We start from the raw sequence: 12,217 nt of genomic DNA, 5'->3' as shown, positions 1-12,217 counted from the left end.
CATTATACCAAATTTGCCTTAAAAAAAACTCAACTCTCTGCATTTTACATGAGATAGCTGAGTTTTCTTTTATTTAGTCTTGATTATTTAGTTCCGTATTGAAGAACAACAGCTTCCACTGCAGCTTTTTCACGGTTAATCAAGGCAACACGCGCTGCAATTTCCTTGATTCCCATACCGATATTACGGCTAAGAGCAAGATCAGAAAGTTGTGGCTCAAAGAATTCCTTGTATTCCGCCAAGCGTTGCTCTGTCTTAAATACATGAGCAGGAAGGATAACAAAGCTATCAAAGCTCATATCTCCTCCAAGAGCTGCCTTGATCCAAGCCCAGTTTTCACGAGCCCAAGACCATGCTGTTTCCTGAGTTGCTTGATGGTTTAAGAACTGGAAGTACCAAGCAGACAAGTCTTGTGGTTTGACCACAAATTTGTCCTTCCAAGAAGCAATCAAGGTTTGGATATTGTCCGCATCTTTACTGTAGGCAAGAGCTGCTGCCAACTGACGTTTAAAGACAGCATCTGTTGCGTGCGTATAAGTATCAAGATAAAGTGCTAACAAGTCTTTAGTCTCATGATGTTTCATCTCATTAATCAGAACTTGTGATCGAATAGCTGCTGGGAGTCCTGCAAGATTCTCCTTGTGTGCTACGAAGATTTGGCTAGCAACTTGACTAGCTTCTACATCATTTGAGCGAATCATCATAGAAATGGCCAACTGACGAACCAATTCATCCTCATCTGATTCTCCGTCTTTGGCTTTGAAACCAAGACGGTCATAGTTGTGACGAGCCAATTTAGCAACCAGTGCTCTGAAGGCTGTTTCAGCTTCTGTTCCTTCATCGATAAAGCGCTCAAGGGCAGAAATCACTTGAGAAACAGCTGAAACCACAAGGTAAGACTCTTCCTTGGCAAGTTTATCAAGGACTGGGAGCAAGTCAGCATAAGAAATGTGCCCTGCCTCAGCAAGTAAACGACGTTCTTGGACGATTTGCAGTTTGCTTGTGTTATCAAGCTCAACTAGGTCAGCAAGAACTGCATCTAACAAGTCTCCTTGATAGTCTGTAATGTAGTGGGCTGTATTTTCAGTATTGAGACGAAGAGCTCCTTCATTTTCAGCAAGAAGAGCTGCGTAGCCAGGAATTTCGATACTTTCAGCTTCAAGTGTATCTGGCAAGCCTTTCCAGTTGCTGTTGAGTGGCACAACCCAGAGACGGTTCTTGTCTTCGTGCTCACCGATGAAGAATTGTTTTTGTGAAATCTTCAAAACATCATTTTCAACTTTAACAGTAAGTACTGGGTAACCAGGTTGTTCCAACCAAGAATCCATGAAGGCTGCGACATCACGTCCTGACGCTTGACCAAGGGCATCCCAAAGGTCACGACCGATGGTATTGCTGTACTGGTGCTTTTCAAAATAAGCATGCAAACCTTTAGCGAAATCAGCATCACCTAGCCAACGGCGAAGCATATGCATGAGGCGGCTTCCTTTGGCATAGACGATAGCACCATCAAAGAGCGTGTTGATTTCATCTGGGTGTTTGACTTCAACGTGAACAGACTGAACACCATCCGTCGCGTCACGTTTCAAGGCAGACGGAACACCACCTGTTTGGAAATCTTCAAAGATATTCCAGCTTGGTTCAATAGCATCCACACAGACGTACTCCATCATGTTAGCAAAACTTTCATTGAGCCAAAGGTCATCCCACCATTTCATAGTAACGAGGTTACCAAACCATTGGTGAGCCAACTCATGTGCCACAACAAGAGCAACTTGTTGACGGCTAGCAAATGTAGAATTTTCATCGACAACCAAGTAAACTTCACGGTAGGTTACAAGACCCCAGTTTTCCATAGCACCAGCTGAGAAGTCAGGAAGAGCAATATGAAGAGATTGAGGGATTGGATACTTGACTCCGTAGTAATCTTCGTAAAACTCGATAGAGCGAACAGCAATGTCCAGTGAGAAATCAAGGTTAGATAGTGGGTGGGCTTTGGTTGAGTAGACACCTACGAGGGTACCGTTTTTAGTTTTAGCCGTCACACCTTGCAAATCACCAGCAACAAAGGCCAACAAGTAAGAAGACATGCGAGGTGTTGTCTCAAACTTCCAGATACCTGTTTCTTTACGGTTTTCAACATCAATCTCAGGCATGTTTGACAAGACCAATTCACCTTCTGCTTGGTCAAAACGCAAAGAAAGGTCAAAAGTTGCTTTGGCTTCAGGCTCATCCACACATGGGAAGGCTTCGCGCGCAAAATGGCTCTCAAATTGAGTAGACAATACTTCCTTCTTCACTCCATCAACTGTGTAGTAAGATGGGTAAATCCCTGTCATGTTGTCTGTAATTTTTCCTGAGAAAGCGATAACCACTTCAACTTGACCAGCTTCCGCAAGTTCAATATGAAGGGCTTCATTGTCATGGTCAACTGTAAATGGGCGAGCTTCCCCTGCAACTTCTACAGTGGCGATTTCCAAGTCTTTTTGGTGGAGGGAAATACGGTCACTCTGTGCTTGACCAGTAATGGTCACCTTCCCAGAAAACGTCTTGGTCTCACGACTCAAGTCTAAAAATAAATCATAATGTTCAGGAACAAATTGCTTAATAAAATGTTCAACTGCTTGCATAGTTTTCTCCTATCTAAGTTTAAGAGCTAAAGCTCTTCTTCAAACAAACTTATTATATCATGTTTTGCTTGAGAAAAAAGGATTGGACGGCGATTTCCAAAACTTTCTTCCATCTAACAGTCTACAGTGGGTAGACCTTGCGAAATTCTTCTAAAACAACCTTGCTTTCAGGTGTAAAAGTCAGTCCTGCTTCTTTCAGCCACTCGGCGAAACAATCCTCATGAACCTGACGCCAATAGGCTAGGGATTTGTCACCTTCACCTTCTTTAAAGGCATGTTGAGCAGAAACTTGATCGAAGGGCTGGACAGAAACCTTTGTAATTTCGACAATACAGACAGCCTGATCTTGACTATCTAAAATGACATCTAAGGTGCCTTCTTTAGGAAGGGGTTCGGCTTCTAGAGCGTAGAGGTCGTAGGCTGAGGCGGTTGCAGTCTTTTCGCCTCTTAAAACCAAATCTGCTAAAAGGTCTGGTTCCACTCCAAAAGCCCAAGCATCGATTTCATCTCCTATAGAGGGGTTAATTTTCTTGTATGCATTCCACATTTCTTGCGGTGTCATAGGTGCTCCTTTGTAATTTCTTACTTTCTTCTTTTATATGTTTGAGATGATCTGGATGGTCAATCTCTACATTAAAAATCTCCGGAATAGAGCTGTAATGGAGAATGCATTCGATACCCAACTGATTCATTTTTTGTATGAAAGAATCATTCAGATAACCTGCTACAGCAAAGTCAATATTTTTAATCCTTGCTTTATCCTGCATATCTCTTAGCATATCTAACATAATTGGACTTTCCATATCATGCCATTGACTGTTTCTCACAGTGGCAAAAATAAAAGAAGTCAAATCATTCATTCCAACTACAATCTTTGAAATACCCGTTTCCAGTATCCTATCCAAGTCAAAATACGCTGACGGTAATTCAATCATCGTGCCAATTTTCCCAGTAAAACCATGCTGACGCAATACTGTGATAGCTTGCTTTAACTGCTCAGCATCATTGACAAAAGGAAAGATAGCAGATAGATTGGGATTGTTTTGATAAACTTCTGTAACGACATGTGCTTCAGCCTGAAATTCATCCGGACACGCCAGCAAACGCCTAGTTCCTCTATATCCAAATAAGGGATGATTTTCATCAAAATACTCTTTAGTCCCCTTTAGACAATTAGCTTCTGTATTCGTTAATTCAGAAAAACGATACCATACCTCTTCATCTGAGTACAAGAAGCAAATAGTGTTTAGATAATCTTTTACAAATTCCTGACAACTTGGTAACAGGATGTTTTGGTTGATCTCTCTCGACAAATACTCCCCACGAATCATTCCAATGTGGTGAAATAGTTGTGGGTAAACTTTTTCAAGAATTTTTTCTCCACTAAGGGCAAGTTGGTTTCTCATCATTCACCTTCCAATTCATGTAAGAAGTCTTGTCCAGTTCTGGAAATCCTAATAATTCAGACTTAACCTTCAAGACTAACGGCGATGCATTTTCTTCTGTGAGCTCTTGAATATCCATCCAACTCCCCCTACTTCAAAGACCAGCCACCATCTATTGTCAGAATTTGACCCTGCATGGCAGATGCCTTTCCACTGGCCAAAAAGAGACTGACTTCTGCTACTTCCTCTGGCTCAATCCAGCGCTTGATTGGTGTTTCACTAGCAACCCAGTCAGCCAATCCACCTGGCTCAAAATCCGCAGCGGTCATAGCTGTCTTGACTGCTCCTGGAGCAATCCCAAAGACCTGAATACCTGCCTCTGCATAGTCCAGAGCCAACTGCTTGGTAAAGCCAGCTAAGGCATGCTTAGACGAGGTATAGGCGTGACCACCTCCGCCAGCTAGACTTGAAGCAATCGAACACATATTGATAATGATTCCTTTTTTATTTTTCAGCATTTGCGTCAAATAATAACGAGTCAACTCAACTGGAGTCACATAGTTGATTTCAAAAATCTCTTGAATGTCCTGGGCTGATTGCTCCAAAAGTGGTTTGTAGTCATCCAAAACTCCTGCAGTATTGCACAAAATATCCACCTGAGGGCACCAGTCAAAAATAGGCTCCAAGTCCAAGGTCAAATCTCTCTGTAAAAAATGGAAATCACCTTGTAGGAATGGATTTTCACCTTGATCCACTCCATAAACTTGATAGCCCTTCTCTAAAAAAAGTCGAGCCTGAGCCAATCCAATACCTGAACTCACTCCTGTAATGAGTACACGCCTAGTCATGCACTTCTACCCAATCTGTCGCTAAAACATCACAAGGTGTCGGGCTCCACATGGAAAAACCTTCTCCTTCTCCAGATACGTTGATTAGGAAATAGGGCGTTACTTCAAGCGCAACCCCATTTTGCTCGATAGTATCAAAAAGTTGGACATAGTTTTCAGCACCTCCCCAACCAGTACGTACATATTTTTTCTTGGCCTTTAATCCAGGCAGGATTTCCTCAAATGTCATGTTATGCTCCTTTAATTCTACATTCTTCATTTAATTATAACAAAAAACCATTTTCCAACGGTTTTTTGACTATGATTTATTTAAATCTGCTTCTACTTACGGCAAATCATTCCCTGCTGCAAGATAAATTTCATACCATTCTTTTCTTGTTAAGCTAAAGTTTGACGCTTGGCTAACTTCTCTCAAGTGCTTAGGATTTGTTGTACCTACAACTGCCTGCATTTTTGCTGGATAACGCAATATCCAAGAAACGGCAATAGTTGAAGAAGTTACTCCATATTTAATAGCTAAACGCTCAAGTACTTGATTTAAAGCTTGAAATTTCTCATTTCCAACAAAATTCCCTTTAAAATACCCGAATTGTAAGACAGACCATGCTTGAATGACCACATCGTGTAATTTGCAATATTCAAAAATGCTACCATCTCGCATAGCTGCTTGATTATCTTCCATATTAACATGAAAACCTGATCCGAATCCTGGTGTAAAAGCCGCACTCAATTGTAGCTGATTAACAGCTAACGGCTGCTTGACATCTTTTTTTAACAACTCCATCATCATAGGATTTTGATTAGAAACTCCAAAATCTCGAACCTTACCTTGTTTATAAAGGAGATCAAAGGCTTCTGCTACTTGGTCAGATTCCATCAAAGCATCTGGTCGATGAAGAAGCAAGCTATCTAAATAATCAACCTGCAATCTTTCTAAAATCCCATCAACTGATTGTAATATATACTCTTTTGAAAAATCAAAATAGGTAAATTCTTCAATGCGAATTCCACATTTTGACTGAATCCACATCTTTTCTCTTAAATCTGGACGATTTTTTAGGACAAGACCTAACAGTTCTTCACAACGACCACGACCATATATATCAGCCAAGTCGAAAGCATTGATTCCAACAGACAGTGCTGTTTCTACAAGCTCTTCAACTTCTCTAACAGACTTATCTTCTATTCTCATCATTCCGAGAACAATTTCTGATAATTCTTTGTCATCTTGACCAAGAGTTATGTATCTCATCAAATTTTTCTCCTTTGATTCTACATTCTTCATTTAATTATAACAAAAAACCGCTTTAAAACGGCTTTTTGATTATGATTCTTCTATTATTCTACGGGATATCACTTGACTCTACTTTATAGTAATAAAAATCTTCATCATAATTTCCAGCTGATTGAGTAATAATTAAGCGTGGTCGTGAACTATCTGATTGATCACCCATTGGATTTTTAAAACCTATTTTAAATAATCCAATAGCCACACTCGTATGACTACTTTGTAAACTAACATACGGAACACTGCTCTTCTTAGATGAATCTTTGATTACTTTAATCCTATTTCCATCTCCAGTTGTTCCATCGGAATTAATTATCAATTCATTTCCGCGACCATTCCTCCATATTCCAACAAGTGTGGAAATATCACCATTTTCAATAGCTTCAATATCTAAATCAAACTTTGTAGAACTAATATTGTCATACTTTTCCCACCACGCTTCTTTATAAGGTTTTAAATAAGTCTTCCCATAAAGTATTCTGTTCTCTTGAGTTTTGTCATTATCTGGTCCAGTTTCATTAGCAGGGATAAATGTTAACACTAATTCTTGACCAATATTTGAATTTTTATTATCTCCTACAAAATACACTTCATAATAATCATTAATTTTTTTCAGTGTTTTACTTCTATCCAACCTAAATTGGGCATGAGTGGAACCACTCCAGAAAATCCAATCTCCATCTTGATAAGACACTCTTGGAAAAACAGAAGTTATCCCTTTATAGTAATCTTCTCTCTTATACCCATACAAATTAAAATTTGATTCCACAATTGCTTTTTCTAAGTAGTCATTAGAATATGTTCCTTCAAAAGTACTTAAAACACTTTGAAGAACATTATCCTTACTACTTTTATAATAATCACTCCTACTAGCAAATACCATTTCATGATTCTTATTTCCGTCAGATAAGGTGATTACCTTTAAAATTTTAGACGAATCGTCTACATTATTAACTGAAATAGATATTTTAAAATCCTTATTTCCGTCTGACTTATTAAATTCTGTAACAGAAGATCTATTGTTGCCATCTTCCTTCCAATCTGTAGAAAAATCTCCAAATACATTACCTTCGTCTGTATTATATGAAATTCTCCAATTCTGATCATTCTTAGCAACAGTAGCTTTCTCGCCTGTAGAAGACACATAATCTCCCGATAAATCTAAAAAGTCTGACTTTATAATTTCCTCCGTATTTAATTGTTTTTTCTGAGCATCACTCTCTTTATGATTCCCATATAAGAAAAACCAAACTAAACCTGTTAAAAGAGAAATAATCCCAAAAGATATAAATATTTTCTTCATTCTAAACTCCAATATATATATAAAATATTTCCTTCATTTTACTATATTGCTAAAAAACTATCAAGGTAAATTATAAATAACAAAAAAACCGCTTTGCAACGGCTTTTTGACTATATTTCACTCCATTTTATCTTCTTAAACCCACGGAACAAGACAAAGATTCCAATAAAGAGGACAGCTAAAGGAATAGCTTTTGTAAGAAAAACATTTGAAATTCCCATCCACTCATAGTAACGGAGCAGAGAGCCTACAACAAGATGGGCAACAATCATACTGACAAAGGGACGAAAAATCGGTTCTTTCCAATTCCAAATACTGATGACTAGGGAAATCGTAAAGACAGATAAACTATCCCAGGGAGCAGGAAGATAAAAGGCTCCTTCTTGTACAAAACTTCCTATTCCTACATACCCCAGAACAACTAGCAGAACAAGAATCCCAACGATAATATAGGTGCTAATTTTCATTTTAGGAGAATCTTGGACTAAACTTTTTCGTAAAATTGTAGCCACAAGCCCAAATCCAATCAGAAAAAGAAGAAGTTGCCCTAAAAAAGTAAGCAAATTAACTGTTAAGAGAGGACCTTTAGAAAAATCACCCAGTAGATGATAGTAACGTAATATCGCTAGGACAAAAATTGGCGTCAAAAGGGACTCCTTGATAGAACTGCGAGGTGCTTCCTTGAGAATCTCTTTCATTATTTTTTTAGGATTCTTACCTAAATAATCCTCTGCACTCATGCCATCTCGTTCTGCTTCTGAGAAATCAAGCATCATCAAATAAATCTGCTCTCTGAGATAGTCCTCATCATAGAGAAATCCAGCAAGATTAAAACTATCCCACAGTTCCTCAAAATACTGCTGATTCTCCTCAGAAAACTGATGCAACAAAGCGCTTGTTTCTTCATAATACTTTATTTTCTTCATGGTTTTCCCCCCTTCTTAATCCCTTCTACTTTTTGACTCAAATCGTCCCATTGTTGCCAAAAGACCGAGACACGCTCTTCTCCTTCTTTGGTTAACGAAAAATACTTCCGATCTGGACCATCTGGAGACGGACGCATGTCGCCTCTTATCCATTGATTTTTTTCTAACTTTTGCAACAAAGGATAAATAGTTCCTGGAACGATAGTATCAAATCCAGCCTCTCGCAAAGTCTGAACCAACTCATAACCATACCGCTCTTTTTGACCAATCATATCCAAGACACAACCTTCAAGAACACCTTTTAATAGTTGAGTTTCCTTCATTCCTTCTCCCTTCTAATCTATTTTGTAATACCTACTAGTAGCTTCATCTATAATATATCACTTTCAAACTAGTTTGTAAAGCATAATAGTTAAAGAAAAAAACAGAACTAGCATGAACTAGTCCTGTCTATTTTTACCCAATCACACTTCCATTAGGTACAGCTGGATCAACTGTAAGAAGGGTTAATTGTCCATCATGTTCAGCTGAGAGAATCATACCTTGACTGACATATTTCTTCATCATTTTACGTGGTTTAAGATTGGCAACGATTTGAACTTTCTTGCCGACCAACTCTTGTTCGTTTGGATAGTATTTTGCAATTCCTGAGAGGATTTGACGATCTTCACCATCACCAGCATCCAAGCGGAATTGAAGCAACTTATCTGAACCTTCTACTTTAGACACTTCTTTGACTTCTGCGACACGGATTTCGACCTTGTCAAAGTCTTCAAACTTGATTTCTTCCTTGTTTAGTTTGAGTTCAACTTCGTCTGGGTTCCACTCTTTTTCGACTGCTGGTTTGTTGCCTTCCATTTGTTCCTTGATATAGGCGATTTCTTCTTCCATATCCAGACGTGGGAAGATTGGTGTTCCTTTGGCAACTACAGTTACACCTGCAGGGAAATCAGCCAAGCTCAAGTTTTCAAGGCTAGAAACTTCTGCTAGTCCAAGTTGAGTCAAGACTGCACGACTGGTTTCCATCATAAATGGCTCAATCAAGTGAGCTACGACACGAAGGCTAGCTGCCAAGTGACTCATGACACTTGCCAATTGATCGCGGAGTGCTTCATCCTTTGCCAAGACCCATGGAGCTGTCTCGTCGATGTATTTGTTAGTACGAGAGATAAGGGTCCAGACTGCTTCAAGTGCACGTGGGTAGTCAACTGCTTCCATGTGAGTATGGTAGTCAGCGATTGATTCAGCAGCTACTTGAGCAAGAGCATGGTCAAACTCTGTTACACCTTCTACATAGGCAGGGACTTGCCCGTCAAAGTACTTATTAATCATAGAAACCGTACGATTGAGGAGGTTTCCAAGGTCATTGGCCAATTCGTAGTTGATACGACCTACATAGTCTTCTGGAGTGAAGGTTCCGTCTGAACCAACTGGAAGGCTACGCATGAGGTAGTAACGAAGCGGATCTAGTCCATAACGCTCTACCAACATTTCAGGGTAAACCACATTCCCTTTAGACTTAGACATTTTGCCGTCTTTCATGACAAACCAACCATGGGCAATCAAACGATCTGGCAATTTGATATCCAACATCATAAGAAGGATTGGCCAGTAAATCGAGTGGAAACGAAGGATGTCTTTTCCTACCATGTGGAAGACTGTGCCATTCCAGAATTTGTCAAAGTTACCATGTTCATCTTGATCGTAGCCAAGAGCTGTCACATAGTTAAGAAGAGCATCAATCCAAACGTATACAACGTGTTTAGGATTTGATGGTACCGGAACACCCCATGTAAAGGTTGTACGAGAAACCGCCAAATCCTCTAAACCTGGCTCGATGAAGTTGCGAAGCATTTCATTCAGACGACCATCTGGAGTGATAAATTCAGGATGGGACTTGAAAAAGTCTACCAAACGATCTTGGTATTTGCTGAGGCGAAGGAAGTATGATTCTTCAGAAACCCATTCAACCTCGTGACCTGATGGAGCGATACCGCCAGTTACATTTCCTGCTTCGTCACGGAAAACTTCTGCCAGCTGGCTTTCTGTAAAGAATTCCTCATCTGAGACTGAATACCACCCCGAGTATTCACCCAAGTAGATGTCATCTTGAGCAAGCAAGCGCTCAAAGACTTGCGCCACTACTTTTTCATGGTAGTCATCCGTTGTACGGATGAATTTATCGTATGAGATATCTAGTAATTGCCAGAGTTCTTTGACTCCAACCGCCATCCCATCAACATAGGCTTGAGGTGTGATACCAGCTTCTTCAGCTTTCTGCTGAATTTTTTGACCATGCTCATCAAGACCTGTCAAATAAAAGACATCGTAGCCCATGAGGCGTTTGTAACGAGCTAGGACATCACAAGCGATAGTTGTGTAGGCAGAACCGATATGGAGTTTACCAGATGGATAGTAAATCGGTGTTGTAATATAAAAATTCTTTTCAGACATAATATTTCCTTTCCAGGCTAATGAAACCTGTTTTTCTAACACTTCATTATATCACATTTTTAATGAATTTCGATAGGGAAATCCATACAAAAACAAGATAGACGAGTGTCCATCTTGTTAATCTTATTCATAACGAAGGGCTTCGATTGGATCAAGTTTCGATGCCTTATTGGCTGGCAAGACCCCAAAAATCATACCAACACTAGCAGAAACTGCAAGACTAAATAGGGCAACTGGGATCGATACTCCCACTTCTATACCCGCAATCAAACCTTGTAAAAGTATACCAGCTATAGCGGTTAAGCCTGTCGCAATTGTCAAACCAATGACTCCGCCAAGCAAGGTCAAAATCATGGATTCAATCAAAAACTGAATTAAAATATTAGCACGTGTTGCACCCAAAGCCTTACGGAGACCAATTTCACGAGTACGCTCTGTCACCGAAACCAGCATAATGTTCATAACACCAGTTCCTCCAACAAAGAGAGAAATTCCTGCAATGGCACTAATAATCGTCGTCATAAAACTAAACGATTGTTGAATTTCTGCGAATGCAGCTGACTCATCTGCCACTTGATATTCTCCCTGTTGCAAGCCAGCAAGCTCTGTCATTTTTCGTGCTAATTCTGGACCCAGAGTTTGAGTCAAGCTTGTATCATTCACTCGAAAGACAATATTAGCTATTTCATCTACATTAAAATTCGCAGCAAGGGAGATATTTGTGGTAATAGGCAAGCCGCCAAGACCATATATTTTTGAATTTTTAGATTCTGGGCTAGTATAAACACCAATGACTCGATAACTAAAACCATTAACTTCTACAACCTTGTTAATAGCCTCTTGAGGAGATCCAAATAGACTAATGGATAATTCTTCATCAAGCAAAATGACACTTGCAAATTCTTTGAAATCTTGTTCTCTAAGGCTACGACCTGCAAGAATTTCATTGTTAACAGCCTCCATATAAGTTCTGTTTCCACCTGTTAAATTGGCATTTTCAACCTTTTTATCTTTATAAGTCAAGATGGCGTTCGTTGAGTTGGTTACATAGTAATTATCCACTCCCTTGAGTTTGGCTGCCTCCTTGACCCAAGATTCTTGCGGTTTTGGTGGTTCAACATGAACTTCCTCTTCTTTTCCAGAAACCGTAAAAGCTGATTGTTTCTGAGTAAAAGATCCATCTTTACTTTTTTTAGAAGAGAAAAAGACACTGATATTTTTTTGAGATCTGGTCATATTTTTATTGAGCTGTCGAGACATAGAATCACCCAGAGCCATAATCACAACAACCGATGAAACACCGATAATAATCCCAATCATGGTAAGCAAAGAACGCATCTTGTGAGCCATAATAGATGAAAAGGCAAATTTCAGATTCTGCAT

Annotated in this window: 12 protein-coding genes; all 12 read right to left on the bottom strand. The window is 39.4% G+C overall.

Annotation, left to right across the window (positions count from 1 at the left end):
• Positions 1-83: 83 nt before the first annotated feature.
• The 12 genes from N8L39_RS00485 to N8L39_RS00430 all read right to left on the bottom strand — a co-directional run bounded on the left by N8L39_RS00485 (position 84) and on the right by N8L39_RS00430 (position 12,217).
• On the bottom strand, positions 84-2,630 hold the full coding sequence (locus tag N8L39_RS00485) for a M1 family metallopeptidase (protein ID WP_261010029.1): 2,547 nt from the start codon (positions 2,628-2,630) through the stop codon (positions 84-86).
• Positions 2,631-2,751: 121 nt separating this feature from the next.
• Complete coding sequence (locus N8L39_RS00480) at positions 2,752-3,192, bottom strand: ASCH domain-containing protein (RefSeq protein ID WP_261010030.1); 441 nt, start codon at positions 3,190-3,192, stop codon at positions 2,752-2,754.
• Positions 3,152-4,036, bottom strand: a complete 885-nt coding sequence (locus N8L39_RS00475) for a putative PEP-binding protein (protein ID WP_261010031.1) — start codon at positions 4,034-4,036, stop codon at positions 3,152-3,154. Before N8L39_RS00475 ends, N8L39_RS00480 begins: the two co-directional genes overlap by 41 nt.
• Positions 4,014-4,154, bottom strand: coding sequence for a hypothetical protein (locus N8L39_RS00470; RefSeq protein WP_192855239.1), 141 nt, complete (start codon positions 4,152-4,154; stop codon positions 4,014-4,016). Before N8L39_RS00470 ends, N8L39_RS00475 begins: the two co-directional genes overlap by 23 nt.
• Before the next feature lie 10 nt (positions 4,155-4,164).
• On the bottom strand, positions 4,165-4,863 hold the full coding sequence (locus N8L39_RS00465) for a 3-oxoacyl-ACP reductase (RefSeq protein ID WP_261010032.1): 699 nt from the start codon (positions 4,861-4,863) through the stop codon (positions 4,165-4,167).
• The gene (locus N8L39_RS00460) at positions 4,856-5,092 is read right to left on the bottom strand and encodes a DUF2829 domain-containing protein (protein WP_000141913.1); all 237 of its coding nucleotides are present in this window, start codon (positions 5,090-5,092) and stop codon (positions 4,856-4,858) included. The genes N8L39_RS00465 and N8L39_RS00460 overlap by 8 nt, the downstream gene beginning before the upstream one ends.
• A 96-nt stretch (positions 5,093-5,188) precedes the next feature.
• Positions 5,189-6,115: an aldo/keto reductase gene (locus tag N8L39_RS00455; RefSeq protein WP_261010034.1), complete on the bottom strand. Its 927-nt coding sequence runs from the start codon at positions 6,113-6,115 to the stop codon at positions 5,189-5,191.
• A gap of 91 nt (positions 6,116-6,206) precedes the next feature.
• On the bottom strand, positions 6,207-7,454 hold the full coding sequence (locus tag N8L39_RS00450; protein WP_261010035.1) for a DUF6287 domain-containing protein: 1,248 nt from the start codon (positions 7,452-7,454) through the stop codon (positions 6,207-6,209).
• A 110-nt stretch (positions 7,455-7,564) separates the two neighbouring features.
• On the bottom strand, positions 7,565-8,380 hold the full coding sequence (locus N8L39_RS00445) for a hypothetical protein (RefSeq protein WP_261010036.1): 816 nt from the start codon (positions 8,378-8,380) through the stop codon (positions 7,565-7,567).
• Positions 8,377-8,703, bottom strand: a complete 327-nt coding sequence (locus tag N8L39_RS00440) for a PadR family transcriptional regulator (protein WP_125454528.1) — start codon at positions 8,701-8,703, stop codon at positions 8,377-8,379. The genes N8L39_RS00445 and N8L39_RS00440 overlap by 4 nt, the downstream gene beginning before the upstream one ends.
• A 133-nt stretch (positions 8,704-8,836) precedes the next feature.
• The gene (gene metG, locus N8L39_RS00435) at positions 8,837-10,834 is read right to left on the bottom strand and encodes a methionine--tRNA ligase (RefSeq protein WP_261010037.1); all 1,998 of its coding nucleotides are present in this window, start codon (positions 10,832-10,834) and stop codon (positions 8,837-8,839) included.
• Between the two features lie 123 nt (positions 10,835-10,957).
• The gene (locus N8L39_RS00430; protein WP_261010038.1) at positions 10,958-12,217 is read right to left on the bottom strand and encodes an ABC transporter permease; all 1,260 of its coding nucleotides are present in this window, start codon (positions 12,215-12,217) and stop codon (positions 10,958-10,960) included.

It is taken from the genome of Streptococcus mitis, assembly GCF_946190285.1.
GTDB classification, from domain to species: Bacteria; Bacillota; Bacilli; order Lactobacillales; family Streptococcaceae; genus Streptococcus; species Streptococcus mitis_CP.
The sequence above is the reverse complement of the archived record's forward strand: the minus strand, read 5'-3'. Positions and strand labels throughout refer to the sequence as shown.